Here is a 22,971-nt window from a genome sequence, read left to right as displayed (position 1 = left end):
AATCGAAGGCCTACTTCGATTAGAGCAACGCTCAGGCAGGAACGGAACTGCGTTGTTCGCGCACCTGATCGTGCAGTGCCTCGAGCTGGGCGTGGACGGAGCGCAATTGCTCACGAATGGCTTCGGTGTTCTCCAACTTGCTCAAGGTCAGGAGCATCGTTTCGATCTGCTCCTTGCTGTTGATCAGGACGCGGCATTCGCTGGTGCCAGGTTCGTAGCGCACGGGAGAGTGTTCGCTGGGACACCATCGAAGCGAGCCTGCGGGTCCAAAAGTGTTGCGAATATTGCCGTTTACCAGGTTCGGCTCTTCGCTCGTGCTGCCGTGCACTGTCACTGAAATCTTGAGATTCCCTTGTCTCACTTGCGCAGGCCCTCAAGCTCGGCAAAATGCGTAGTTTCGGCGCCAGCGAAGGCTCAGGCTGCCTGGGGCTGAGTCGGTTGGGAAAAGCGGAGGGGGTGGGATTCGAACCCACGGAAGCTTTCACTTCGCCGGTTTTCAAGACCGGAGCCATCAACCACTCGACCACCCCTCCAGGGACGACCTTTGGTCTTTCTCATTGTTCCATGGGCCCGCAAAATCAACTCGTCTCAAGTGCGAGATCATTGAGACGAGTTGACATGGTTGGTTTAGAGCGCAGCGACCGCGTGGTCGCCTGATGGATGGCCGTTCTTTCCACCAACCTGCTGGCTGTGCGTACTCGGGAGCTGGCCGACATGATCGAGACTCTGCCGATCAGTCTCAGCCCGGACCATCAGTACGAGCGTTGCTGCGAGTTGTTGGAGCAGGTCGCTATTTCGTTAGACCTGCTCTCGTCGACTGCGCCCGGGTAGAGGTTCAGGCGTCGAAGCCGAAGCTTTGGCGCTTGCGTCCGCCGATGAGCTGATTGGTGACGTGCTTCTGAGCGTGCATCATCTCGGCCATTTGCTTGGCCAGGTGCTTGAGCAGCTCGAGGTCGTCCATGGCATCGATGGAGCGTTTGATGCGCTCGAGCTCGAAGTTGGATTCCAAGGACAAGGAGGTCGGCGCCGTCATCAGTCGAAAGCCCGTGTAAACGAATGTTAAGTGGCTGAGGATTGGGGTGTGGGCGCCCATGAAAAAGCCGCCCGCCAGAGGGATCCGGGGGCGGCTACCGAGGTAGGAGTGCGTCAGTTCTCGGGCTTGGCCAGGGGCAGCAGGCACTTGTCGGAGTCGCAGCCCGCGGGGCCGGCCTCCATCAATTCACCGCCGTCGTAGCGCTGCAGGGCTTCGAAGAAATCGTTGGTGCGTCGGCGGCTGACCACGGCGGCTTGGAGTTCTTCGTAGGTGGCCTGGTTGATGGGCTCGAAGGGCAGGCGCGGGAAGGTCGCGTTGGCGTCGAAGCGAGCCAGCAGGGCTGCGGAGATGTACCCCTGGCCGTTGTCGATCGCGGCGTGGATCGCATCGGTCAGCGGTTCGATCTCGTGCTCGCGGAACTCCACCGTCGCCGAGGTGTTGTGGGCGGTGTAGTGCTGCTGCACCTGCATGTAGAAGTCGAACTGGGCCATCGCTGAGAAGTTGTTGATCTCAACGGCATCGGCGCCAGGGATGTTCGCCCAGCTCACCTCGGTGGGGATTTCCACCAGCCACTCGGTGCAGCGGGGATCAAAGGCGTCATCCAGAAGGCGACCTTCTTCATCCTTGTCGGACTGGGACGGCACGATCGAGTAGCCGTAGTCCATGCAGGCCAGAGCAACAGGATCGTTCTTGCGGAAGGTGATCCGGCGGATGAAGCGCTGGGCCTTGGGGGGGTGCCAGCCGGGGGATGCGCCGGTGAGCAGGCTCTTGGTGCCGGCGGGCTGAACGGTCGTGCAGCGGTTGGGACGGCGCAGGCCGTGGCGATCGCAGTAGTCCCAAACCGCCTTGTTGACGATCTCCTTCCAGCGGCTGAGGTACTCAGCTTCCTTCGCCTTGAAGGCGCGGCCATCTTCGCTGTCGGGGCGGCCGGCTTCCCACCAGGTCAGCCAGGGGGTGCCAAAGGCATGGACAAAGAAGTCGAACAAGCCGGTGAAGCTCACGCCGACGATGGGGTCCCAGGCGCGGCTTTGGCGGTAGCGCTCCACTTCGAAACGGTGGTTGAGCAGGCAGGCCACGGCCAGGCCGCCGGCGGTGAAGGCCTCCTCTTGGGCCACCAGGTCATCGGGATCGATCCGGTTGAGGTGGATCTCGGCGAGGTTGCAGTGGAAGTCCGCCCCCAGGATTTCGCCGCAGGGGTTCAGGCCATAGCGGCCGAGGCGATGCTCGAGCTCCTCGGGGCTCAGGTCGGGGTGGTTGGTGGTGAGCCAGCGGCCGGCTTCCTCCCGTCCCTGCTCGCAGTAGACGTCCATGAACTCCTTGCGCAGCTCAGGGGTGGAGAGCAGGTCGGCGTTGGAGCGGGCGATGGCTTCAGGGGCGAACTGAATCGCGCCTTCGCCGGAGTGGAACTGCTTGGTGACGGCCTCGAGGACGGTCTGACGGTCGGGACGGCTGTGGAAGACCCGGGTGTGGTTCGCCATGCGCAGGGCATCGCGCTCGGGGTCAATGCGCCAGTTGCCGTCGCTGTCCTGTTGCCAGAGGTTGTCCTTGGCGGTGGAGGCGGCGCTGTCGTCCGCGGCGAACTGGCGCATGCCGGCGCTGCGGCGGATGTTGCCGGCCACGATCGTGACGGCGGCTTCATCGATGAGCAGGCAGCACTCCACCGAGGTCAGCTGTCGACCTTGGGCTTTGTTCAGGATTTGGGCGACGCGGCCGTAGAGGTCCTTGAGCTTGACCGGATTGGCCATGCCGCCGAAGCCCTTCAGTGTCTCGCCAACGGGGCGGACATCGGAGAGGTCCACGCTGACCTCAATCGGGGTGCTCGCGTCGAAGCGCTCGTCGCTGCAGAGTTTGAGCAGCAGCTGATAGCTGTCCACCCAGCCGCGTCGGGTGTCGCCCACCTTCACTGTGACGGTTTGGCCGTTGATCTCGTGAGTTGTGGTCTCTTGGCGCTGGCCGGCAGGGGTGACGCCGATGTCGCTGACGCCGGTGACCTTGAGGGTGTTGCGGACCGCGGGGAGCCGCTCGATCAGGTGCGGCTCAATGATGGCGCCGGTGCCGCAGCCCATCATCGCCAGGTCCATCATCAGACCGAAGGCTTCCCAATCCACCAGGTTGGTGGAGGTGCAGTTGTAGGAACCGGAGAAGTTCGCCTCCTGCTCGATCCAGGGGGTGCCACCAATCCAGAGCCAACGGCCCGAGGGCAGCGCTTTTTGTTCCTGCTGCATCCGGCGCAGCAGGGTCACTTCTGCCTCGTTCAGATTGCCGAGTTTGCGCAGGCCCGAGAGGTTGCGCTCGGCGACCTCGTTCCAGCTTTCGCGGCCGTTCGGGGTTTTGCGGCTGTAGGTCCGGTAGAAGACCGGATTCGCGGCAGGGGCAGTCGCAGGAAAGTCAGGTCTGGGGCTGTTCAGGGCGCTGGTGCTGCTCGCGGCACTGGCTCCAGGAACTGACACGGTCACGGGCGTCGATCTCTAAGCGTGCCGGCACCTTAACGCCACTGGTGGGGTCTGCAAGTTGCCGTTGCCACTAGTGGCGGTGCGCAATGGGTTTCGCCGTCCTTCTGCCTGTGGGGGACTGGGATGTGGAAAATCTGGAATTTTCGTCAGACTGAATCTGACTTGGTCGGCTCGTGGATGCAGCGCACCCCTGAACCGGAATTGATGGATGCCCCTGAGCAGGCGTCCGCCTATGCCGCGGCTGACTTCAGTGCAGGTGACCAGGCGTTGGTGGAGCGCATCGCCGAGCTCTTCCCCGGTGGTTTGGGGGGGCGAATCTTGGATCTGGGCTGCGGCCCAGGCAACATCAGCTTTCGTCTGGCCCGGGCCTATTCGGACACTGTGGTGATCGGCCTGGACGGTGCTGCGGCGATGCTCCAGTTGGCTGAGCGCCGCCTGCACCAGGAAGGAGACCTGGTTGGGCGTCTCTCCTTTGTGGAGCGTTGCCTGCCATCGCCGGATCTGCCTGCGGGTTGCAGTGCCGTGGTGAGCAACAGCACCCTGCACCACTTGCACGATCCGCTGATGCTCTGGCTGGCCATCGCCCAAGCGGCTGCTCCAGGGGCGCGTGTCTACCTGAAGGACCTGCGCCGCCCCCCTAGTCCCGAGGCCGCGGAGGCGTTGCGGGAGCGTTATCTGGCCGAGGCACCGCCGGTGCTGCAACACGACTACCTGGCCTCCTTGCATGCCGCCTTTACGGCCGCTGAGGTGACGGAGCAGCTGCAGCGCTCGGGCTTGGAGATGTTGCAGGTCGCCGAGGTGGATGACCGTTACTTAGAGGTCTGGGGGGAATTGCCGTGAGTTCACCTGTCAGGCTGGCGCCATGACCAGCAGCAGCGTGAGCACCACCCCTGAGCTCGAGGCCTTGGCGGAGGCCGTCTCCCGCCGCCGCAATTTCGCGATCATTTCCCACCCCGACGCGGGTAAAACCACCCTCACCGAGAAGCTGCTGCTCTACGGGGGTGCGATTCAGCAAGCCGGCGCCGTGAAGGCCAAGGGCGAGCAACGCAAGGTGACCTCCGACTGGATGGAGCTGGAGAAGCAGCGGGGGATCTCGATTACCTCAACGGTGCTGCAGTTCGACTACAGCGGCAGCACGGTCAACCTGCTGGATACCCCCGGTCACCAGGATTTCTCCGAGGACACCTACCGGACCCTCGCGGCTGCGGACAACGCGGTGATGCTTGAGGACGCCGCAAAGGGCCTTGAGCCTCAGACCCGCAAGTTGTTCGAGGTCTGCCGGATGCGAAGCATCCCGATCTTCACCTTCATCAACAAGATGGATCGGCCCGGGCGCGAACCGCTGGAGCTGCTCGATGAGATCGAACAGGATTTGGGTCTGGCCTGCTGGCCGGTGAATTGGCCGATCGGTAGCGGGGATCGCTTCCGGGGTGTGATCGATCGCCGCACGAAGGAGGTGATCCTCTTTCAACGGGCCGAGCGTGGCCGGGCCTCGGAAGAGAAGGTGCTCAGCGTCGATGAAGCCCGTGGTTCGGTTGAGGAGGAGCTGCTCGAGGCGGCCCTCGAGGAACTGGAACTGCTGGAGGCTGCCGGCAACGAGCTCGATCTGGAGCTGGTTCACGCCGGGGAGCTCAGCCCGGTCTTCTTTGGTTCGGCCATGACCAACTTCGGGGTGCGGCCGTTCCTGGATGCCTTCTTGGAGCTGGCCCAAAAACCCACCCCCCGCTCCAGCAGCGCCGGCGAGATCGAACCGGTGAGACCGGGCTTCAGCGGCTTCGTCTTCAAACTGCAGGCCAACATGGACCCCCGTCACCGCGACCGCGTGGCGTTTGTGCGGGTCTGCAGCGGCAAGTTCGAAAAGGACATGACGGTGCAGCACGCCCGCACCGGCAAGACCATTCGTCTGTCCCGTCCCCAGAAACTCTTCGGTCAGGACCGGGCCGTGGTGGAGGACGCCTACCCCGGTGACGTCATCGGCCTGAACAACCCCGGGATGTTCTCCATCGGCGACACCCTGTACCTCGGGGCCAAGGTGGAGTACGAGGGCATCCCCTGCTTCAGCCCGGAGATCTTTGCCTGGCTGCGCAACCCGAATCCGTCCGCTTTCAAGAGCTTCCGCAAGGGCGTCAACGAGCTGCGGGAAGAGGGTGCGGTGCAGATCCTCTACGACACCGACCAGAGCAAGCGCGATCCGATCCTGGCGGCCGTTGGCCAACTGCAATTGGAGGTCGTTCAGTACCGCCTCGAGAGCGAGTACGGCGTGCAGACCCGGCTTGAGCCGCTCGGGTTCTCGGTGGCCCGCTGGGTCGTTGGCGGCTGGAGTGAGCTGGAGAAGGTCGGTCGGATCTTCAATTGCAAGACCGTGCGGGATGCCTGGGATCGCCCGGTGCTGCTGTTTAAGAACGACTGGAACCTCAACCAGCTGGCGGAGGACCATCCCGACCTCGAACTCAGCGCCGTGGCCCCTGTGGTGAGCGGTGTGGAGCCCATTGCCCTGTGAGCCACGGAGAGCGCTCGCGGTTGCTTCTCATGGGGCGCCAGAATCCGGCGCAACGAAATATCACAGGCTGATTGGCTGATGCCTGGTTCTCTCTGGTTGGTTCGCCCCAGGACAGATGGGGGCAACGATTACGTGAATTTTGTCCGTGGCGGCATGGGCATCGAGATGCGTGAAGGCAGCCATCTGCCGCCGCAGATGCCCCTGCTGAAGCGCCGCTGCTGGCTCCAGCTCGATGAGGCTGAATACCAGCGCTCCCTGCTGCTCGGCCAGCAGGGGTTTCAGTCCAGCGAGCCCCTGTTCTGACTACGCTCGGGAGTGATTTCCTGCGGCGCTCGGTGGCATGAACCAGGGTCCTGACTCCTCCTCGACCGGTTCCCAGCCCAGTCCCTACGAGCGCCTGGGCATTGAGACCGGCGCCAGCTTCGAGGCGGTTCAGGCTGCCAAGCAGGCGCGGCTGGAGGAAGTGGGTGAGAACCCCCAGGCCAGGGCTCAGTTGGAGGCGGCCTACGACGCCGTGCTGATGGACCGCCTCAAGGAGCGGCAGCAGGGCAAGGTCAGCACCGCAGCCTTGAATGCCTCCGCGCGCGAGGCCAAGGCGCCGGCCGCCGCGGCTGCCGCGCGTCCCTCCCTGCCTTCCCTGCCCAAGCTCCCTGCTCTGCCGAAGGCGTCCCTTCCCTCCAGTTCGTTCTCGCTGCCGAGCCTGGAGCTGGCGGAGGGGCAACAGCGCTGGCTGCCGCTGGGTGGCTTTGCGGCCTTGACCCTGCTGCTGCTATTCACCCCGGCCTCATCGGCTGAGCTGGTCCTCGCCCTCGCCACCCTGTTCAGCGTGGTGCTGCTGCAGCGGCGCAACCGTCGGTTCCTGCAGGCCGTGGGCTTCAGCGTGCTGCTGCTCAGCTTGGGCCTTGGTCTCGGTGCTCTGCTGCTGCAGGTGTTGGATCCGAGCCTGCCCCTGGGACTTCCCCTGGATGCCCATCAGGTGCAGAGCCTGCCGGCGTTGCTGCTGTTGCTCCTGGGCGCCCTGCTGATCGCCTAGTTCGCCTTCTCCCCCAGGCGGATCCAGCCGTGGCAGCGCAGGGTCCGTGCGGATCCCGCCGGAATCGTGATAGCCCAGAGGCGGCAGCAACCGCTCTGGTTGGAGCTGCTGAGCCGGAAGTGACTGCAGTTCAGGCAGTGGGGAAACCAGGTCATCGCCAGCACCTGCAGCACAACCCTGTTACAGCTCCGGTCGGGCGGCTCTAGTGCTGGCCTGAGGACACTTCTTCAGCCGTTAGGCGGCGGGGGAGAGCTCGTCGATGAGCTCCTGCAGCTCTGCGCCTTGGATGTCGTAGACCTCGTTGCAGAAATGGCAGGTCAGTTCCGCCCTGCCGTCTTCGCTGAGCATCTGCGAAAGCTCGTCGCGGCCCAGGAGTTTGAGGGCATTGACGCTGCGCTTGCGGCTGCAGGGGCAGTGGAAGGTGATGTCTTGGCTGGCCTCGGCGTCCTCGAGGAGCTTGGGATCGAGGTCCGGGAAGATGTCCTGGAGCAGGGCTTCAAGGTTGCCCTCGCAGGCGGCGAGGCGGTCACTGAAGTGCTCGATCTCTCGGCAGCGTTCCTCGAGCAGCGCCACCAGCGCCGGTTCGCGGGCGGCCTTGGGCAGCACCTGCACCAGGACGCCACCGGCGTGCTTTACACCCGTGCTGTCGATGCGCTCGCCGACAAAGACCGCCGATGGGGTCTGCTCAGAGTGCAGCAGGTAGGAGGCGACGTCATCACCAATGCCTCCACTGACGAGTTCGACGGTCGAGCTGAAGGGCTCCCCTTCCCCGAGGTCTCGGACGATGTGGAGATAGCCCGTCCCGGTGGCCTGCTTGAAGTCGAACTGATGGGCACCATCGGCGCTGTCCACCAGATCGAGTTCCAGGTCCGGGGCCCCGACATAGCCGCGCACGGTCCCATCCCGTCCGGCATCCACCATCAAGCCCTTCAGGGGGCCATCGGAGGAGATCCGCAGGTTCACGCGCCCATGGCTGACCTTCATGGAACTGGCCAGCAGTAGGCCAGCCGTCATGGCCCGGCCCAGCAGCGCGGTGGTCAGGAAGGAGAGGTTGTGGCGGCGGCGGGCGTAGCGAACCGTCGTGCTGGTGCTGACAGCCACCAGGCGGATGCCTCCACCTGCCGCTGTTGCGCGCACCAACCGATCTGCCATACCGAGGCCATTGCTCGGGGCACTGTATGCAGCCGCTTCAGCAGGGGATGAGGGCGGGTTGGAGTTGCCCATCGCGCAGGGTCCAGCGCTGGTCTGGCTGGGTCAGGGACTCGAACAGTTCGGGTTCGTGGGTCACGATCAGCACGATGCGATCGCGGCTGAGTTCGCCGATGAGCTCGATGATTTCTGAGCGCACCGACCAGTCCAGCCCAGCGGTGGGTTCATCCATCAGCAGCACCTTGGGGTCCCGCAGCAGTTGGACGGCCATCGCCAGGCGCCGTTGCTGGCCGCCGCTGAGCTCCTCGGGCGCCTGCTGGAAGGACAGGCCACTAAGGTCCACCTGCTGCAGGACGGCCTCTGCTTTTTCGCTCGGCAGGCGGCGCTGGCCCAGGCGCAGTTCCTGGCCGACGGTCAGCCCCAGGAAGTGGCGTTCGGGGAACTGAAAGACGAGGCCGCAGAGCCAGCGGCGCTGGCGGGCGTTGATTGCTTTGCCATGCCAGCGAATCACCCCTTGGCTGGGGTCCGCCAAGCCGCAGATCAGCTCCAGCAGGGTCGACTTGCCGGAGCCGCTGCGGCCCGCCACCAGCGCGATCTGCCCGGGCTCGATCCGCAGGCTGGCCCCCCGCAGGACGGGCTCGGGTGCCGTTGCCGCGTGGTAGCGGAGCGCGTCGAGCTCAAGCATTGCTGGCCCATGGCCGTGAGGTGCCCCCAGCATGTTTGATGGGAGCAAGCCCTGCTGCGGTCGCTGCGATGGAGATTCGTTTTCGAGAATTTGACCCCTTCAATTGCTGGATCTGGTTGCGCTTCAGCAATCCCCCGGGCCAGGGGGAGCGGGGATACATCGAAACCACCCTGGACAGCTGGTTCTTTCTGGGCAAGTTGGGCGGCTTCAACGCTGAGAACCTCCAGGTCCATGAGGAGGGCGCCGAGGTCAGCTGGATGGGCTACGACGCCGACACGGCCGAGCGCGCCATGCCAGCACTGATGCACAACATGGGCGAAATCGAATACCAGGGCGCCTGGGCCCGCTGCTGGATGGACCTGGGTACCAGCGACGGCTTTGCGATCGATGTCCTGATCAATACCCTGCGTCAGATCGATTCGGATGTCGTCCAGATCGAGGAATTGCTCATTGGTGGCGCCAATGAGGACTGGCCCGTGGAGGAGCATCCCGAGAGCCTCTTCCCCGTCGGCGTTCCGGACGCGTAGCGCCGATGGCCCGGGAGCTGCGCCGGCTGCTGATCGCACCGGAGCGTCTGGCTCCGCTGGTCGCGTTGACCCGTGAGGAGGAGCGTTACCTCACCCGGGTGTTGCGCTTTGGGTCCGGGGATCGCTTTGCGGTCATCAACGGACAGGGGGGCCTCTGGACTGCCGTGCTGCAGGAAGACGGTTCTGCCCAGCTGGAGCAGGACCTGACCGCGCCGCTCGAGCAGCACCAACCGCCGGTCCCCTCCTTGGTGCTGGCGGCGGCGGTGGTGAAGCGGGATTTTGAGCTGGTGGTCCGGATGGCCGTTGAGCTGGGGGTGGATCGCTTCATCCCGCTGCTCTGCGAGCGAACGGCGGTTAAAGGGAACCTGCGCGCTGAGCGTTGGCGCAGCATTGCCGCTGAGGCGGCTGAGCAGTGCGAGCGTCTTTGGTCCCCGGTCATTGAGGAGCCAATGGAGCTCGCTCAGCTCCTTGCCCTGAAGGGTCCCGGGGCCCAGGGGCTCTGGATGACCACGCGGCAGACGGAGCTCCCGCTGTTGGGGCCGGTTCTTGCGGGACTGCCGCTCGAGAGCCTCCCCAGCCTTTGGTTGGCCTGTGGTCCGGAGGGGGGCTGGTCCCCCAACGAAGAGGAGGCTGCTGAGGCGGCGGGATGGAAGCCCGTGGATCTGGGGCCTCGCATCCTGCGCAGCTCAACGGCCTGCGTCAGTGGATTATCTACTTTAGCGAGCGCCCGCGCGGAGCGCTGCGGGGTCTAGCGATCCTTAGATCACTTCTTCCCAAACATGCCGCTGGCCATGTCGCGGAAGCCCGCAATGTTGGCTCCTGCGCGGCGGCGGCGCATGGGCAGCGCCCCCCCAGCGGTCACGCACTCGGGGGCAAAGGTGGAGTCGGTTTGGATGGGACGGGCGGCCTGCTCGGCAGCGAGTTCAGCGGCGATGGCTTCCGCGGTGGTTTGCATGGCAGCAGCTTGAGGAGCCGCGGCGGACTCACTCTTGACAGCAGCAGCTGCAGGAGCCGCGGCCGCCTTCACCTCAACCTTGGCTTCCGTGTTGCTCGCCGTCTTGGCCTTGGCTGGGGCTTCGGTGACGGGGGCCACAACCGCAGGCGTTTCAGCAGCCTTCTCATCGAGCTGCAGGAAGAAGCTGCCCTTGCGGTTGAACACCATGGCGCCGGTTAAGTGACCGTTTGAAGGATTATCCGCTGTAGGCGGTGCATCTGAACAGCGCCCGTAGGGCAGTGCAACAGAAGTTCCAGCAGTTGTGTTCTTCTGGAGGGAGTGGCTGATCCCAGGGATGCTCGATCTGCAGATCTTGCTGGGCCCCGAGCGGTTGCAGCATTGGCTGGCGGCCCTGTTGATCAACGGGGTGCTGATCGCCGCGGCCCAGCGCCTGCCGCTGCTCACCCGCTCCGGTTGGGTCCATGCCGGGATCTTGGGCACCCTCCTGCTCGGCAGCTTGGATTGGCCGGGTTGGCTGGCGGTCGCCTTCTACTTGGCCTTGGGGTCTTTGGTGACCCGATTGGGCTACCGGCGCAAGCAGGAGCAGGGCCTCGCGGAGGGACGCGGCGGCCGGCGCGGTCCTGAGAACGTTTGGGGATCGGCGGCCACGGGCGCGGCCCTCGCGGTCCTCAGTGTCTGGCCGATGACGCCGGTGATCCTGTTGAAGATCGGCTTTGCGGCCAGCTTCGCCGCCAAGTTGGGCGACACCTGCGGCAGTGAGATCGGCAAGCGCTGGGGCCGCCGCACGGTCTCCATCACGCGCTTCCAACCGGTCCCCCCTGGCACCGAAGGGGCGATCAGCCTGGAGGGGACGCTGGCGAGTGCTGGTGGCAGTGCCCTGATGGCGATGCTGATGCTGCAGTTGGGTCTGATCCAGGGCGGCGCCACCTGGTTGCTGGTGACCCTGGTGGGTCTGGCGGCGACCTTGATCGAGAGCCTGATTGGCGCGACGGTCCAGGACCGTCTCCCCTGGCTGAGCAATGAACTGGTCAATGCGCTCCAGACCCTGATCGCCGCCCTGCTGGCCATGGGCTTGGCCGTGCGCCTGGCACTGGCCTAAGCGCGCTTCAAGGCATTGGCCAGCTCGCGAGTGGCCAGCCTCGCGATCAACGGCAGCTCCCCCGCCGGGCATCGACCACTTCCCGCGCCTTGAAACCAGCCCATGACGCTTGATTGCCTCTGCCTTGGTCTGCTGTGTGCGGATTTGGTCTGCGATCCGATCGAGACGCTGCCGAAACCCGGTCAGTTGGTGGAGACCAGGAGGATGGATCTCAGTCTCGGGGGATGTGCGTCGAATGCGGCCTACGACCTCGCCCACCTCGGCATCACGGTTGGCGTCGGAGGTTGTCTTGGGGACGATGTTTTCGGCCGCTATCTGATCCACACCCTGGATCACGCTGGCGTCAACACAAACGGCATCCACTGCACCGCTGATGCAGCAACAGCCACAACAGCGGTGATCAACGTGGACGGTGATGACCGATGCTTTATCGCAGCCGTTGGTGCCAACCGCTTGTTCAGCCAGGCCATGGTGCCGGCAGAACTGATCGAATCCTCCCGGGTCATCTACATCGGTGGTTTTCTGATGCTGGATGCGTTGGAAACCGAGGAGACCCTGCACCGATTGCGCCGGGCACGCGCCAATGGCGCCCTGGTTGTGCTGGATGTGATTGAGGTGAACGATCCGGCGGCCATGGAGAGGGTGACTCGGTTTTTGCCCTACACCGATGTCGTTCTCCCCAACACGGATGAAGCGGCTCTGCTGACCGGATCCACGGACCCTTGGGATCAGGCACGGACGTTCCTTGATGCAGGAGTCAGCACCGTCGTGATCACGGGCGGCGAACAAGGCGTGCATGTCATGCAGCACGGTTTGCGTCTACGCAGTGACGCCTACCCCACGACATTCAGGGGGGGGGGACCGGTGCCGGCGACGCGTTTGATGCTGGGTTCATCGCCGGCCATCTCAATGGCCAGGATCTCCGGGGCTGTCTTCGCTGGGGCAGTGCGATGGGGGCCAGCTGCGTGCGCAGCACCTCAGCGACGGGCAGCGTCTTCGACAGAGCGGAAGCTCTGGCGTTCATGGCCAGCCATGCGCTGCACATCGAGGAGCTGGACTGAGGCGGCGATCAGCGAATCGGTTCATCCGCCCATACCGTCTGTACCGCCAACGTCTGCGCTTTACGCCAGCTGCTGGCGGACTTGGGCGCAGGCCTGCTGGTAATGCCGTTGGGCGGCTCGGGCACTCAGTCCGGCCCTGGCCCCGAGCTCCTGCCAGCTGCGTTGCTGCAGCACCCGGGCCAGCACCAGCCTGCGTTGGCGGGCACTCAAGGTCTTCAGCCCTCTCCAGAGTCGGCGGCGCAGCTCACAGCGCTCCAGCCAGCCGTAGGGAGCGGGCGCCTGCTGGTCGCTCAGCTGCTCCACCAGCGGCAGGTCTGGCTCCGGGCCCGCTCCGGGTTGATCCAGGCTCGCGATCCGTAAACAGGCCTGCAGGGCCTGAGCCTCTTGCCAGCGCTGCAGCGAGCAGCCCAGGGCCTCGGCCATAGCCCTGTCATCCAAGATCTCGAGCCCCTGCAGCTCGCGGCGACGTTGCAGGGTCGCTCCCCGTTGGAGCAGTTCGATCACACTTCGGGCTCCACCGATGACGCGGCAGCGATCCCGCAGGTAGTGGCGCATCGCTCCGCGAATCCAGGGCACGGCGGCCGTGCTCAAGGTGTTACCCAGGCTGGGATCGAAGCGTTCGATCGCCTTGATCAGGCCGCTGACGCCCTCTTGCACCAGGTCCTCAAAACTGTGCCCACTGCGTTCGCTTTCACGGCGGGCCACCTTCCAGACCAGGGGCAGGTTGGCGGCGGCGACGGCGTTGCGATGTTCGGGGTTGGGGTCCTTGAGATAACGGCTCAAGAGCCACTGCTGTTGGTCTTGGACGGCCATGGCGGATCCATTGCTCTGTCCTCAGCCTCAACGGCTTGGGCCGCTGGCTGGCTCACCCTTGAGGGGGTCTGATTTCCCTCAGACGAGGGGGGTTGGGGCGCTGGTGGGCTGCAGGTCCGCCCAGCTCAAGAGCGGGCCCCAGCGGTGTACCCGTTCGTAGATCTCACGGTGCCCTTCGCTGTTGAGGTGGATTCCATCGGGGGAGAGCCACTGCAGCCAGGCCGGATCCGCCATCAAGGACTCCAACAGCGGCAGGTAGGGAACGTCGGCCTCCATACAGGCCTCCTCCAACAGCCCCTCGTACTGAAGGATCTGCTCGTTCCCGTACCAGAGCAGATCGGCATAGGGCATCACGTGCTCATCCACCGGGGTCAGCCCCAGCACCAGCAGCGGTGCTGCCGTTTGCAGTTGTTTGAGAAGCTGCTGCAGGCCAAAGAGAAAGGCTTCAGGGTCCAGTTGGGGGCGCCCGTCCCGGCGCCCGACCCGGGCGGTGTCGTTTAAGCCGACCGAGAGCAGGATCCCTTGGGGCTGCTGCCGCCGCAGTTCCCCCCGGCAGGCGAATTCACTGGTCCAGCGCGCGGCCACCCGCTCCAGTCCATCGCCGCGGACGCCGAGGGGGTAGAGCACCGGTCCGCCCGGCAGGCCCATCCAGTGGCGCCGCAGCCGCTCGCACCAGCCCCCTTCTTCGGGATCCCCCCAGCCGTAGACGCCGCTGTCCCCGAGCACGATCAACTTGCGGGGAACGGCCAAGACCATGGAGGGCTAGAGCAGGCGCCGCCGGGCGCGATCGCTCAGATCTTCTCCCACCAGGGTCAAGGCCGCATAGACCACCAGCAAGAGGGCGATCTGATCCCAGGCAAAGGAACTCAGGCTTTCCTGCAGTTGTGACCCCAGGCCGGTGCCCGCCATCAGGCCAACCACGACCGTCTCCCGCAGGATCACATCGCTGCGGTAGGCCCCGTAGGACAGGTAGGAGCGGGCCAGGCCGCTGAAGCGTCCGTAGAGCAAGGCGACCCGTGGCCCCACGCCCTGGCCGAGAAGGGACGCCTCCGGAGCGTCGCTGCAGGACTCCGCCCCCTCCAGCAACAGCCGACCCAGGATTCCCAGGTTGTGGAAGCCCAAGGCGAGCGCGGCCGTCCAGATGCCGGGCTTGAAAACAAAGAGCAACAAGAGCGCCGTGAGCGGGGGTGGCCACAGCCGCCCCAGCGCCCAGAGCAGCCTCAGCAGCAACTGCCCAATCCGCCAGGGGGCCACCAGCAGGAGCAGCAGGGGCGCGCCCCCCACCGCCAGGCAGGCCGCCAGCAGGGTTAGGCCCAGGGTGTTGCTGATTAAGCGTCCCCAGGGCAGGGCCAAGGCCTCCCGCCAGTGGCTGAGGTCCATGGGGGGCAGTGCTTGCCACTGGAGCAGGGCCGCGGGATCGATGCCCAGGCTGCGGCCGATGACGATCAAGAGGGGCACCAGCGCCAGCAGGAGCAGCAGGAGTTCTTGGCCCCGACGGCCGACCCCCGCCGGGCTGCGGCCAAAACGGTTGGCCATGCCCCAGCGTTGGCGTAGGGCCCGAATCAGGCCCTCCAGGCCGAGCATCACCGCCAGCAGGAGCCAGAGGCCACTCCAGAGCTCGCGGAATTCCAGGGACTGGAGCGTCAGAAGGAGTTCATTGCCGAGGCCTCCTAGGCCAAAGACCCCGAGCAGGGTGGCGCTGCGCAGGGCGCACTCCAGCCGGTAACCGCCGTAGCTGATCACCCCCGGCAACAGCGGAGGCGCGATCGCACTGATCAAGGCCGCCGGGCCATTGCTGCCCGAGGCCAGGAGCGCGTGCAGGGGTTGATCCGGCAGGGCATCGAGTTGATCGCTGATCACCCGGGCCACCAGGGCCCCATAGGGGATCACGATCGCCAGCACGGCTACCGCCGGCTGCAGTCCGAGCACCTGCAGTAGCAGCAGGCCCCAGATCAGTTCATGGATCGAGCGAGGTAGGGCCAGCAGCCGGCGCAGCAGCTCCGCGGGCCATGCGCCTCCCAGCAGCGTCGTCCAGACCAGGCGTGAGCTCGCCAGTCCCAACACCAGCCCCAGCAGCAGGCTCAGGGCCCAACCCACCAGGGCCACCCCGACCGTGATCCCCAGCCCCCTGAATAGGGAGTCGAGGACGACTGGATCCAGTGAGGGCTGCAGGGCCGCCGCGGCGAAGGCCCCGATCAGCTCCCAGCCCCCGCCATGACACAGACCGGGCAGCACGAGGGCCAGGGGCAGGATCACCGCGGCGGGGATCAGAACCTGTAGGGGCGCCGAGACTTTCAAGGGGCGGGTGTGCCGGCGTAGAGGCGCTGCAGGGCCTCGTCTTCGAGGGCGCTGCTGGGGACATCGAAGAGAATGTGCCCCTCCCGTAGACCAATCACGCGGCTGAAGCCCGCCAAGAGATCGGGGCGGTGCAGGCTCATCACCAGCGCCCTCGGTGCCTCGGTCTGCTGAAGCAGCAGGGTGAGCAGCTCCTTGGCCAGCCGTGGATCCAGGCTGGAGAGGGGTTCATCGGCGAGCCAGAGCACGGGGTCCTGCCGTAGCAGCCGTGCGATGGCGACCCGTTGCCGTTGGCCGCCTGACAGGTCCGCCACCGACTGGTTCAGCAGGCTTGGATCCAGATCGAGTTGCCGCAGGGACGCGCTGCAGGCCTCGGTCTCCAGGGGCAGGAGCAAGTTGAGGAGGGCCCGGGGCCAGCCCCACTGGGCGAGGCGGCCGCAGTTCAGGTTCTGTTGCACGCTGAGTTCGTCGATCAGGCGCAGGTCCTGCCAGAGCGTTCCGATCTGCCGCTGTTGCCGTCGCCTCAGCCGGGCGCGCTTCGCGATGGGCTCACCGGACCAGAGCACCTGCCCTTGATCCATCGCTTGGAGCCCGTTGGCGACCGCGAGCAGTGTGCTCTTGCCCGCACCGCTTGGACCCAATAGGGCAATCCGCTCCCCGGGCTGAACGCTCAGGTCAATCCGATCGAGCCTGGGCTGCTGGCGTCCGTTGACGCGGACACCCCTCAACTCCAGGACGGGTGCAGGCATGGGGCCGTTAGGTCTGGGTGAAGCGGAACACCATCAGGGCCAGGATCAGGCCCACCAGGGTGAGTTCAATGACGTCGGGGCCGCGCGGGTTCATCCGCGACCCTCCCGTTTTTCTAGTTTGGCCACCGACGGCAGGCCAAAGACCAAAACGAGCAAGGGGATCTCCAGCCAGAGAACCCCATTGCTCAAGAGGATCACCGCCAGATCGATGGCCGCGATCGAGCGCAGAAAGAGCACCCAGACCTCATCCCCATCGCTGCAGCTGCGCTGCCAAAGCAGCAGGCCAGCCACCAGCAGCAGCAGGTCAGTCAGCAGGGTTGTGGACAACGCGGTGATCACGCCGATCCCCGCATTCTGCTCCTGGATTCAGCGGATCTTGCCGATCTGCCGGCCCACCTGCTCGATCTTGGCGTAATCGCTGGCCTTCGCCCCGATGAAGCGCTGGGCCCCGAAGAGCTCGAGGATCGCCTTTTGCTCAGGGTTGCTAGTGCGCCAGCTCAAGATCGCCTGACGCAGGTTGCCCGTGAAGCCGGCGCCGAAGCGCTGGTTCAGGTCGGACTGGGCGATCAAGTGGTAGTCGGGGTAGCCGGGGGTGGTCCAGATCGCGTAGACCTTCGCCTTGTTGGCTTTGCCGCTGGCCAGGTTCGCTTCCCAGACCTGTTTGTTCAGGGCGCCGGCGTCATAGGCGCCGCTCTGCACCAGGGCCACGGTGGCGTCATGGCTGCCGCTGAAGCCAGGCGCTCCACCGGCGAACTGGCTCGGTTTCACCCCGGCCTGCGCCAGGAAGTACTGGGGCATCAGGCGTCCTGAGGTGGAGCTCTGGGAACCGAAGGTGACGCGCTTGCCCTTGAGCTCCTTCAGGCCATTGATGCTGCTGATCGGTTTCAGCTGGCTCTTGCTGTTCGCGATGAAGACCGATTGGAATTTCGCGTCGATGTCGCGTTGGGCGATCACCTGGGAGCCGGGTTTCTGCAACCTGGCCTGGACGCCGGTCAGGCCGCCAAACCAGACCAGATCCAAATTGCCGGTGCGGAAGGCACTGACCGCCGCGGCGTAGTTCGTGACGGGGACATATTTGACGTCCACACCCAGCTGCTTGCTGAGTTCATTGGCGACCAATCCGTAGAGCCGGTTCAGCTTCTCGGGCTTCTGATCGGGAATGGCACCGATCCGCAGCACGGGTTTGCTCGTCTGTGCGACGGCTGCGGGGGTGACGGCACTGCTCAAGGGCAGAGGGGCGGCCACCGGCAACAGCGCAAGCGAGACGCCCACGGCCGCGGCGGCCCAACGTTCTCGGCCGTTGAAACGGATGGTCATCGATGGATTGCAGAGCAATCCACGATTTTGCTACGAGAGGCTTTCGATGAAGCGCCGCAGCCGGGCCAGGCCGTCCTCGATCGTGGCGTCGGAGGCGGCGCAGGACAGGCGAATGCAGTCGTTGTCGCCGAAGGCGCCACCGGGCACCACCGCCAAACCCTGCTCTTCGAGCAGGCGTTCGCAGAAGACCATCGAGTCCAGGCCGCTGCTGCTGATGTTGGGGAAGGCGTAGAAGGCCCCCTGGGGCGGCAAGAGTTGGACGCCGTTGATGGCCTGGAGGCCATCGCTGAGCAGCTGACGCCGATGGCTGAATTGGGCAGCCATGGTCTGCACGCACTCGCGGGAGCCGGTCACCGCCGCCAGGGCCCCGTATTGGGCGAAGGTGCAGACATTGCTGGTGCTCTGGCTCTGCAGGGCACTCGCGGCCTTGAGTGCAGGGCTGTTGCCGGCCAACCAGCCGATCCGCCAGCCCGTCATCGCCCAGCCCTTGGCGAAGCCATTCACTGTGAAGACTCGATGGGCCAGGTCGGGGGCAACGGCCGCGAAGCTGTGGTGGCTGTGGCCTGGAGCCAGCAGGAATTCGTAGATCTCGTCGCAGACCACGGCCACCTGGGGATGGCGGCGGAGCACCTCGGCGATCGCTTCGAGGTCGCTGCGGCTGAGCACCGTGCCGGTGGGGTTGCCGGGGCTGTTGAGGACTAGCAACTTGCTAGCCGGCGTGATCGCCGCTTCCAGTCGCTCGGGATCCAGCCGGAAGCCTTCGCCGGCGGAGCTCGGGATCAGGCGAACCGAGGCCCCAGCCAGCCGCGCCATCTCCGGGTAGCTCAACCAGTAAGGAGCGGGGAGCAGCAGCTCATCGCCGGGCTCGAGCAACACCTGAAAGAGGTTGTAGAGAGCCTGCTTGCCCCCATTGGTCACCAGGACCTGGTCGGCGCTCGTGGGGACCTGGTTCTCCTGGGTCAGTTTTTGGGCGATGGCCTCCCGCAGGGCCGGTTCGCCGGCGGCGGGGCCGTAGCGGGTCAGACCGCTCTCAAGGGCCTGGGCCGCGGCTTGGCGGATGAATGCCGGGGTATCGAAATCCGGTTCGCCGGCGCCCAGGCTGCAGATGTCCCGCCCGTCGGCCTTTAGGGCCTTGGCGCGGGCTGTGATCGCCAGCGTCAACGAGGGCTGCAGCGCTTGGGCCCGGGCGGAGAGTTTCAACGGGCGCGGCATTCGAGCAGCGACGTCAGGGGGTAGTGCCTTGCGGCTTACCGGTGATGTTGTGCATCCTGCCGCATGCCAGGCCCCCTTTCGATGTCAGCTGCACCATCTCCGACGGTTGGCCTCGTGTTGGCGGCCGATGACCCCGCGGCCTTGGCCCGCTTCTACGGCCACGTCTGTGGCGCCGCCGCGGCGCCGGGATTGAGCGCGTCCCATTGGAGGGTGCCCTTGCCGGGATCCCTCTGGCTCGAGGTCTATGCCCCCAGTCGCTCTCGGCCCCTGCCCCGGCAGCGGGGGCGTCTGGCCGTGGCCCTCCAGCTCATTGGCGGTGAGACGGGACTGGGGGCCGCGATCATCAGGGCCCAGGAGCACGGGGCTCAGCTGCTGGAGCCTGCGCGCCAGGAGTCCTTTGGTTGGGAGGCCTGGCTGAACGATCCCGAAGGCAATGCGCTGCTGCTGATTGCTAGAGAGGCGCGCGAGTGACTGCAGGGCGATGACGGCCACCTCCCTTGAACAGGATCTGGCGGCCTTGGAGGAGAGTTGCGATGCCTGCCGCCTCTGCAAGTTGGGCAGCAGCCGCAGCCAAGTCGTCGTGAGCCGCGGCAACCCGAAGGCTCGACTGATGGTGATCGGCGAGGGGCCCGGTGCCCAAGAGGACGAGCAGGGACAGCCCTTCGTGGGGCGCTCGGGGCAGCTGCTGGATCGGATGCTCGAGAGCGTCGGCATCGACAGCAACCGCGATGCCTATGTCTGCAACATCGTGAAGTGCCGTCCGCCGGAGAACCGCAAGCCCACGGCCCTGGAGATGGCGTCCTGCAAGCCCTGGTTGGATCGCCAGATCGCCCTGGTGGATCCGGCGGTGATCCTTTTGGCTGGGGCAACGGCCGTGGAGGGGTTGCTCGGAATCAAGGGTGGGATGACCAAGATCCGCGGCCAGTGGCGCCAGTGGGAGGGCCGCTGGCTGATGCCGGTCTTTCATCCCTCCTATCTCTTGCGCAACCCCTCCAAGGAGCGGGGGGCACCCAAGTGGCTCACCTGGCAGGACCTGCAGGATGTGCAGCGCCGCTTGGCCCAATTGGACGCTCCGTTGTGACAGGCTTGCCCCAACCGGCCTGCCCAACGCTGCTGCCATGACTGCCTCCTTAACCGCAACGCCCGAGGCGGGGCAGCTGTCCTCCCGTTACGACACGGTCATTCGCCGTCGCCAGACCCGCAGTGTTCGCGTCGGCGACCTCTGGATCGGCAGCGAGCACCCCGTTGTGGTGCAGTCGATGATCAATGAGGACACCCTCGACATCGAGGGGGCCACCGCGGGGATCCGCCGCCTGCATGAAGCGGGTTGCGAAATCGTGCGCGTCACGGTGCCGTCCCTGGCCCACGCCAAGGCGATGGGCGAGATCCGCAAACGCCTGGAAGACACCTACCAGCCCGTGCCGCTGGTGGCGGATGTCCACCACAACGGGATGAAGATCGCCCTGGAAGTGGCGAACCATGTCGACAAGGTCCGGATCAACCCGGGTCTTTTCGTCTTCGACAAGCCTGATCCGAACCGCACCGAATTCACCCCCGAGGAGATCGCTCAGATCGGTGAGCGCATCACCGAGACCTTCGAACCGCTGGTCAGCCTGCTGAAGGACCAGGACAAGGCGCTGCGCATTGGCGTGAACCATGGCTCCTTGGCGGAGCGGATGCTGTTCACCTATGGCGACACCCCCCTCGGGATGGTGGAGAGCGCCCTGGAATTCATCCGGATCTGTGATCGCCTCGACTTCCACAACATCGTGGTGTCGATGAAGGCCTCACGGGCTCCCGTGATGCTGGCCGCCTACCGGATGATGGCGGACCGCATGGACGCCGAAGGGTTCAACTACCCCCTGCACCTGGGTGTAACGGAGGCCGGGGATGGGGACTACGGCCGCATCAAGAGCACCGCGGGCATTGCGACCCTCTTGGCCGATGGTCTTGGCGACACGATTCGGGTGTCCCTGACCGAGGCACCGGAGAAGGAAATCCCTGTCTGTTACTCGATCCTTCAGTCCCTGGGTCTGCGCAAGACCATGGTCGAGTACGTCAGCTGCCCCAGCTGTGGGCGCACCCTGTTCAACCTGGAGGACGTCCTCAACAAGGTGCGCAACGCCACCGCCCACCTCACCGGTCTGGACATCGCCGTGATGGGCTGCATCGTCAATGGCCCCGGCGAGATGGCCGATGCGGACTATGGCTACGTCGGTAAAACCCCCGGCGTGATTTCTCTCTACCGCGGCCGCGACGAGATCCGTCGTGTTCCCGAGGCCGAAGGCGTGGAGGCCTTGATTGCCTTGATCAAGGAAGACGGCCGTTGGGTGGACCCCTGAGGCCCCTCGGTTAACCCGCAGATTTCTCCGGTTTTCACGCCAACTGCGGTTGGAGAACTGGAGCTACGTTGAAGCCATCTCCCGGTGTCAGGAGCGCCTTGATGACTCAGCCCCGCGGCAGCCGCTCCCGTCATCGCGCCTTGATTGTTCTCGCCGGCGCCGGAGCGGTTGGGGCCATCTGTCTGCCGCCGCTGCTGCTTCCGGGTTCGGCCTCGCTGGTGAGCGACAGCCCGAAGGAAGTTATTGATCAGACCTGGCAGATCGTCTTCCGGGACTATCTCGATACCAACGGCAAATACACCACGGACAAGTGGAAAGACCTGCGTCGCCAGGTGCTCTCCAAGAGTTACGGCAGCACTAAGGAGAGCTATGAGGCGATCCGGGGCATGTTGGCGACCCTGGACGATCCCTACACGCGTTTCCTCGATCCGCGTGAGTTCAAGGAGATGCAGATCGACACCTCGGGGGAACTCTCCGGGGTCGGTATTCAGCTGAGCCTCGATAAGGACACCAAAGAGCTCACCGTCGTCAGTCCCATCGAAGGGTCTCCCGCATCCCGTGCTGGGGTGATGCCGAAGGACGTCATCACGGCGATCGATGGCAAGAGCACCAAGGGGATGACCACCGAGGATGCCGTCAAGCTGATCCGAGGGAAGCCCGGCAGCACGGTAACCCTGCAGCTGCGCCGCAACGGCAAGCTGCTCGATACCCCTCTGGTGCGGGCTCGGATTGAGCTGCATGCGGTCGATACTCAGGTCAACACCAGTGCCGATGGCACCAAGATCGGCTACATCCGCCTGAAGCAGTTCAACGCCAATGCCGCCAAGGACATGGCGGAGGCGTTGAAGGATCTCGAGAAGCAGCAGGTCCAGGGCTACGTGCTCGACCTGCGCAGTAACCCTGGCGGTTTGCTGGTGGCCAGCATCGCGATTGCGCGTCAATGGCTCAACGAGGGCGTCATTGTCTCGACGAAGACACGCGATGGCATCCAGGACACCAAGCGGGCGGTGGGTCGCGCCCTGACCGGGCTTCCCCTCGTGGTGCTGGTCAATGAGGGTTCAGCCAGCGCCAGCGAAATTCTCTCCGGCGCCCTGCAGGACAACCACCGCGCGGTCCTTGTCGGCGAGACCACCTTCGGCAAGGGCCTCGTCCAATCGGTGCGCGGCCTGATCGATGGATCGGGGATGACGGTCACGATCGCCAAGTACCTCACCCCCAGCGGCCGGGATATCCACAAGCACGGCATTGATCCCGATGTGCGCGCCAAGCTCAGCGCCCGCGAGATCCAAAGCCTGCGCTTGGAGGACCTGGGCACCCAGAAGGACAGCCAGTACCGCGTGGCGGAGTCCACCCTGCTCAAGCAGGTGAAGGCCGACGGCAGCCTGACCAAGTCACGTCCCTACAACCCCGCCAGTGCCAACGTCCCCGCCGCCTTAGCGGCACCGGTTCAGTAGGGGCCAGCCATAAAAAAGCCCGCGGCTTAGGCCGCAGGCCGAAGAAAACAGTGCTGACTGGAGTCAGGCGGCGCTGCCCACTGGTTGCATCAGACCACCGCCCGGGGTGGAGTCGTCATCGTCATTGCCGGTGTCCGACTGGAGCACTGCAAACACCCCGAGAGCCACGAGGCTGATGAGCCCGGAGATCAGGCTCAGACCACCGCCGAAGCCGGTTCCGAGATCAATGACTTCGCCGAGGCCGGGACCCATGAGCGTACGTTACGTTGCTTCATTAAGATTGTAACGGACTTT

28 protein-coding genes, 1 tRNA gene and 1 pseudogene are annotated in these 22,971 nt (G+C 65.2%); 14 read left to right on the top strand and 16 right to left on the bottom strand.

Annotation, left to right across the window (positions count from 1 at the left end; translation table 11 throughout):
- Positions 1-31: 31 nt before the first annotated feature.
- Positions 32-223 carry a hypothetical protein gene (locus H0O22_RS04805; RefSeq protein ID WP_185187846.1) on the bottom strand — a complete coding sequence of 64 codons (192 nt, stop codon included), beginning with the start codon at positions 221-223 and terminating at the stop codon, positions 32-34.
- Positions 224-448: 225 nt separating this feature from the next.
- Positions 449-533, bottom strand: a tRNA-Ser gene (locus H0O22_RS04800).
- Between the two features lie 127 nt (positions 534-660).
- On the opposite strand from H0O22_RS04800, the gene H0O22_RS04795 reads away from it, so the two are divergent.
- The gene (locus H0O22_RS04795; protein WP_185187845.1) at positions 661-831 is read left to right on the top strand and encodes a hypothetical protein; all 171 of its coding nucleotides are present in this window, start codon (positions 661-663) and stop codon (positions 829-831) included.
- A 4-nt stretch (positions 832-835) separates the two neighbouring features.
- Here H0O22_RS04795 and H0O22_RS04790 read toward each other — a convergent pair whose 3' ends face one another.
- Together H0O22_RS04790 and nrdJ are read right to left on the bottom strand one after the other, a co-directional pair.
- Positions 836-1,033, bottom strand: a complete 198-nt coding sequence (locus H0O22_RS04790) for a hypothetical protein (RefSeq protein WP_185187844.1) — start codon at positions 1,031-1,033, stop codon at positions 836-838.
- Between the two features lie 113 nt (positions 1,034-1,146).
- On the bottom strand, positions 1,147-3,483 hold the full coding sequence (nrdJ, locus tag H0O22_RS04785) for a ribonucleoside-triphosphate reductase, adenosylcobalamin-dependent (RefSeq protein ID WP_255439556.1): 2,337 nt from the start codon (positions 3,481-3,483) through the stop codon (positions 1,147-1,149).
- A gap of 180 nt (positions 3,484-3,663) precedes the next feature.
- On the opposite strand from nrdJ, the gene H0O22_RS04780 reads away from it, so the two are divergent.
- The 4 genes from H0O22_RS04780 to H0O22_RS04765 all read left to right on the top strand — a co-directional run bounded on the left by H0O22_RS04780 (position 3,664) and on the right by H0O22_RS04765 (position 7,019).
- Positions 3,664-4,326 (top strand): class I SAM-dependent methyltransferase, encoded by a 663-nt coding sequence (locus H0O22_RS04780; RefSeq protein WP_185187842.1) that lies wholly within the window; start codon positions 3,664-3,666, stop codon positions 4,324-4,326.
- 22 nt (positions 4,327-4,348) lie between these two features.
- Positions 4,349-5,986, top strand: a complete 1,638-nt coding sequence (locus H0O22_RS04775) for a peptide chain release factor 3 (RefSeq protein WP_185187841.1) — start codon at positions 4,349-4,351, stop codon at positions 5,984-5,986.
- Positions 5,987-6,064: 78 nt separating this feature from the next.
- Positions 6,065-6,289 (top strand): hypothetical protein, encoded by a 225-nt coding sequence (locus tag H0O22_RS04770; RefSeq protein ID WP_185187840.1) that lies wholly within the window; start codon positions 6,065-6,067, stop codon positions 6,287-6,289.
- Between the two features lie 37 nt (positions 6,290-6,326).
- Complete coding sequence (locus H0O22_RS04765; RefSeq protein WP_185187839.1) at positions 6,327-7,019, top strand: CPP1-like family protein; 693 nt, start codon at positions 6,327-6,329, stop codon at positions 7,017-7,019.
- Here H0O22_RS04765 and H0O22_RS04760 read toward each other — a convergent pair.
- From H0O22_RS04760 to H0O22_RS04750, 3 genes are all read right to left on the bottom strand, one after another.
- Complete coding sequence (locus tag H0O22_RS04760) at positions 7,016-7,174, bottom strand: hypothetical protein (RefSeq protein WP_185187838.1); 159 nt, start codon at positions 7,172-7,174, stop codon at positions 7,016-7,018. The two genes, H0O22_RS04765 and H0O22_RS04760, sit on opposite strands and share 4 nt — an antisense overlap.
- A gap of 79 nt (positions 7,175-7,253) precedes the next feature.
- The gene (hslO, locus tag H0O22_RS04755) at positions 7,254-8,171 is read right to left on the bottom strand and encodes an Hsp33 family molecular chaperone HslO (RefSeq protein WP_185187837.1); all 918 of its coding nucleotides are present in this window, start codon (positions 8,169-8,171) and stop codon (positions 7,254-7,256) included.
- A 37-nt stretch (positions 8,172-8,208) separates the two neighbouring features.
- Positions 8,209-8,853 carry an ABC transporter ATP-binding protein gene (locus H0O22_RS04750; RefSeq protein ID WP_185187836.1) on the bottom strand — a complete coding sequence of 215 codons (645 nt, stop codon included), beginning with the start codon at positions 8,851-8,853 and terminating at the stop codon, positions 8,209-8,211.
- A gap of 68 nt (positions 8,854-8,921) precedes the next feature.
- Here H0O22_RS04750 and H0O22_RS04745 point away from each other — a divergent pair, with 68 nt between their 5' ends.
- The gene (locus H0O22_RS04745; RefSeq protein WP_185188310.1) at positions 8,922-9,380 is read left to right on the top strand and encodes a DUF3531 family protein; all 459 of its coding nucleotides are present in this window, start codon (positions 8,922-8,924) and stop codon (positions 9,378-9,380) included.
- Positions 9,381-9,385: 5 nt separating this feature from the next.
- Positions 9,386-10,132: a 16S rRNA (uracil(1498)-N(3))-methyltransferase gene (locus H0O22_RS04740; protein WP_185187835.1), complete on the top strand. Its 747-nt coding sequence runs from the start codon at positions 9,386-9,388 to the stop codon at positions 10,130-10,132.
- A gap of 11 nt (positions 10,133-10,143) precedes the next feature.
- Here the strand turns inward: H0O22_RS04740 and H0O22_RS04735 are convergent, their stop codons facing one another.
- Positions 10,144-10,542 carry a hypothetical protein gene (locus H0O22_RS04735; RefSeq protein ID WP_185187834.1) on the bottom strand — a complete coding sequence of 133 codons (399 nt, stop codon included), beginning with the start codon at positions 10,540-10,542 and terminating at the stop codon, positions 10,144-10,146.
- Between the two features lie 127 nt (positions 10,543-10,669).
- Between H0O22_RS04735 and H0O22_RS04730 the strand changes: the two genes are divergently transcribed.
- From H0O22_RS04730 to H0O22_RS13300, 3 genes and pseudogenes are all read left to right on the top strand, one after another.
- A complete protein-coding gene (locus H0O22_RS04730) occupies positions 10,670-11,434 on the top strand; it encodes a DUF92 domain-containing protein (RefSeq protein ID WP_185187833.1) in 765 nt (254 codons plus the stop codon).
- A gap of 102 nt (positions 11,435-11,536) precedes the next feature.
- Positions 11,537-12,184: pseudogene (locus tag H0O22_RS04725) on the top strand (carbohydrate kinase family protein); the annotation flags it as partial.
- 95 nt (positions 12,185-12,279) lie between these two features.
- Positions 12,280-12,495 carry a PfkB family carbohydrate kinase gene (locus tag H0O22_RS13300; RefSeq protein WP_370521507.1) on the top strand — a complete coding sequence of 72 codons (216 nt, stop codon included), beginning with the start codon at positions 12,280-12,282 and terminating at the stop codon, positions 12,493-12,495.
- Positions 12,496-12,555: 60 nt separating this feature from the next.
- Here H0O22_RS13300 and H0O22_RS04720 read toward each other — a convergent pair whose 3' ends face one another.
- From H0O22_RS04720 to H0O22_RS04690, 7 genes are all read right to left on the bottom strand, one after another.
- Positions 12,556-13,308, bottom strand: a complete 753-nt coding sequence (locus H0O22_RS04720) for a sigma-70 family RNA polymerase sigma factor (RefSeq protein ID WP_185187832.1) — start codon at positions 13,306-13,308, stop codon at positions 12,556-12,558.
- Between the two features lie 78 nt (positions 13,309-13,386).
- Entirely contained in the window at positions 13,387-14,064 is a 678-nt protein-coding gene (locus H0O22_RS04715) for a GDSL-type esterase/lipase family protein (RefSeq protein ID WP_185187831.1), read from the bottom strand.
- A gap of 6 nt (positions 14,065-14,070) precedes the next feature.
- On the bottom strand, positions 14,071-15,606 hold the full coding sequence (locus H0O22_RS04710; protein ID WP_185187830.1) for a phosphonate ABC transporter: 1,536 nt from the start codon (positions 15,604-15,606) through the stop codon (positions 14,071-14,073).
- Complete coding sequence (locus tag H0O22_RS04705) at positions 15,603-16,352, bottom strand: ATP-binding cassette domain-containing protein (protein ID WP_185187829.1); 750 nt, start codon at positions 16,350-16,352, stop codon at positions 15,603-15,605. The genes H0O22_RS04710 and H0O22_RS04705 overlap by 4 nt, the downstream gene beginning before the upstream one ends.
- A 90-nt stretch (positions 16,353-16,442) precedes the next feature.
- Positions 16,443-16,679: a hypothetical protein gene (locus tag H0O22_RS04700; protein ID WP_010317515.1), complete on the bottom strand. Its 237-nt coding sequence runs from the start codon at positions 16,677-16,679 to the stop codon at positions 16,443-16,445.
- A 39-nt stretch (positions 16,680-16,718) separates the two neighbouring features.
- Positions 16,719-17,669 (bottom strand): putative selenate ABC transporter substrate-binding protein, encoded by a 951-nt coding sequence (locus tag H0O22_RS04695; protein ID WP_185187828.1) that lies wholly within the window; start codon positions 17,667-17,669, stop codon positions 16,719-16,721.
- A gap of 30 nt (positions 17,670-17,699) precedes the next feature.
- Positions 17,700-18,881 (bottom strand): pyridoxal phosphate-dependent aminotransferase, encoded by a 1,182-nt coding sequence (locus H0O22_RS04690; RefSeq protein ID WP_185187827.1) that lies wholly within the window; start codon positions 18,879-18,881, stop codon positions 17,700-17,702.
- An 81-nt stretch (positions 18,882-18,962) separates the two neighbouring features.
- On the opposite strand from H0O22_RS04690, the gene H0O22_RS04685 reads away from it, so the two are divergent.
- The 4 genes from H0O22_RS04685 to H0O22_RS04670 all read left to right on the top strand — a co-directional run bounded on the left by H0O22_RS04685 (position 18,963) and on the right by H0O22_RS04670 (position 22,677).
- Positions 18,963-19,352, top strand: a complete 390-nt coding sequence (locus H0O22_RS04685) for a VOC family protein (protein ID WP_255439475.1) — start codon at positions 18,963-18,965, stop codon at positions 19,350-19,352.
- 10 nt (positions 19,353-19,362) lie between these two features.
- A complete protein-coding gene (locus H0O22_RS04680) occupies positions 19,363-19,962 on the top strand; it encodes a uracil-DNA glycosylase family protein (protein WP_185187825.1) in 600 nt (199 codons plus the stop codon).
- Between the two features lie 37 nt (positions 19,963-19,999).
- Complete coding sequence (ispG, locus tag H0O22_RS04675) at positions 20,000-21,223, top strand: (E)-4-hydroxy-3-methylbut-2-enyl-diphosphate synthase (protein ID WP_185187824.1); 1,224 nt, start codon at positions 20,000-20,002, stop codon at positions 21,221-21,223.
- A gap of 101 nt (positions 21,224-21,324) precedes the next feature.
- Complete coding sequence (locus H0O22_RS04670; RefSeq protein ID WP_185187823.1) at positions 21,325-22,677, top strand: S41 family peptidase; 1,353 nt, start codon at positions 21,325-21,327, stop codon at positions 22,675-22,677.
- Positions 22,678-22,740: 63 nt separating this feature from the next.
- Here H0O22_RS04670 and H0O22_RS04665 read toward each other — a convergent pair whose 3' ends face one another.
- Positions 22,741-22,929 carry a hypothetical protein gene (locus H0O22_RS04665; RefSeq protein ID WP_185187822.1) on the bottom strand — a complete coding sequence of 63 codons (189 nt, stop codon included), beginning with the start codon at positions 22,927-22,929 and terminating at the stop codon, positions 22,741-22,743.
- Positions 22,930-22,971 lie beyond the last annotated feature (42 nt).

The sequence above is a fragment of the Synechococcus sp. LTW-R genome, from assembly GCF_014217875.1.
GTDB lineage: Bacteria > Cyanobacteriota > Cyanobacteriia > PCC-6307 > Cyanobiaceae > Vulcanococcus.
This window is presented reverse-complemented; position numbering and strand designations above follow the sequence as displayed.

Excerpts from the sequence above, each read along its gene's own strand:
- H0O22_RS04795 (WP_185187845.1), top strand. The coding sequence starts at position 661 with ATGGCCGTTCTTTCCACCAACCTGCTGGCTGTGCGTACTCGGGAGCTG.
- H0O22_RS04790 (WP_185187844.1), bottom strand. The coding sequence starts at position 1,033 with ATGACGGCGCCGACCTCCTTGTCCTTGGAATCCAACTTCGAGCTCGAG.
- H0O22_RS04780 (WP_185187842.1), top strand. The coding sequence starts at position 3,664 with ATGCAGCGCACCCCTGAACCGGAATTGATGGATGCCCCTGAGCAGGCG.
- H0O22_RS04775 (WP_185187841.1), top strand. The coding sequence starts at position 4,349 with ATGACCAGCAGCAGCGTGAGCACCACCCCTGAGCTCGAGGCCTTGGCG.
- H0O22_RS04770 (WP_185187840.1), top strand. The coding sequence starts at position 6,065 with ATGCCTGGTTCTCTCTGGTTGGTTCGCCCCAGGACAGATGGGGGCAAC.
- H0O22_RS04765 (WP_185187839.1), top strand. The coding sequence starts at position 6,327 with ATGAACCAGGGTCCTGACTCCTCCTCGACCGGTTCCCAGCCCAGTCCC.
- H0O22_RS04760 (WP_185187838.1), bottom strand. The coding sequence starts at position 7,174 with ATGACCTGGTTTCCCCACTGCCTGAACTGCAGTCACTTCCGGCTCAGC.
- hslO (WP_185187837.1), bottom strand. The coding sequence starts at position 8,171 with ATGGCAGATCGGTTGGTGCGCGCAACAGCGGCAGGTGGAGGCATCCGC.
- H0O22_RS04750 (WP_185187836.1), bottom strand. The coding sequence starts at position 8,853 with ATGCTTGAGCTCGACGCGCTCCGCTACCACGCGGCAACGGCACCCGAG.
- H0O22_RS04745 (WP_185188310.1), top strand. The coding sequence starts at position 8,922 with ATGGAGATTCGTTTTCGAGAATTTGACCCCTTCAATTGCTGGATCTGG.
- H0O22_RS04740 (WP_185187835.1), top strand. The coding sequence starts at position 9,386 with ATGGCCCGGGAGCTGCGCCGGCTGCTGATCGCACCGGAGCGTCTGGCT.
- H0O22_RS04735 (WP_185187834.1), bottom strand. The coding sequence starts at position 10,542 with ATGGTGTTCAACCGCAAGGGCAGCTTCTTCCTGCAGCTCGATGAGAAG.
- H0O22_RS04730 (WP_185187833.1), top strand. The coding sequence starts at position 10,670 with ATGCTCGATCTGCAGATCTTGCTGGGCCCCGAGCGGTTGCAGCATTGG.
- H0O22_RS04720 (WP_185187832.1), bottom strand. The coding sequence starts at position 13,308 with ATGGCCGTCCAAGACCAACAGCAGTGGCTCTTGAGCCGTTATCTCAAG.
- H0O22_RS04715 (WP_185187831.1), bottom strand. The coding sequence starts at position 14,064 with ATGGTCTTGGCCGTTCCCCGCAAGTTGATCGTGCTCGGGGACAGCGGC.
- H0O22_RS04705 (WP_185187829.1), bottom strand. The coding sequence starts at position 16,352 with ATGCCTGCACCCGTCCTGGAGTTGAGGGGTGTCCGCGTCAACGGACGC.
- H0O22_RS04695 (WP_185187828.1), bottom strand. The coding sequence starts at position 17,669 with ATGACCATCCGTTTCAACGGCCGAGAACGTTGGGCCGCCGCGGCCGTG.
- H0O22_RS04690 (WP_185187827.1), bottom strand. The coding sequence starts at position 18,881 with ATGCCGCGCCCGTTGAAACTCTCCGCCCGGGCCCAAGCGCTGCAGCCC.
- H0O22_RS04685 (WP_255439475.1), top strand. The coding sequence starts at position 18,963 with ATGTCAGCTGCACCATCTCCGACGGTTGGCCTCGTGTTGGCGGCCGAT.
- H0O22_RS04680 (WP_185187825.1), top strand. The coding sequence starts at position 19,363 with ATGACGGCCACCTCCCTTGAACAGGATCTGGCGGCCTTGGAGGAGAGT.
- ispG (WP_185187824.1), top strand. The coding sequence starts at position 20,000 with ATGACTGCCTCCTTAACCGCAACGCCCGAGGCGGGGCAGCTGTCCTCC.
- H0O22_RS04670 (WP_185187823.1), top strand. The coding sequence starts at position 21,325 with ATGACTCAGCCCCGCGGCAGCCGCTCCCGTCATCGCGCCTTGATTGTT.
- H0O22_RS04665 (WP_185187822.1), bottom strand. The coding sequence starts at position 22,929 with ATGGGTCCCGGCCTCGGCGAAGTCATTGATCTCGGAACCGGCTTCGGC.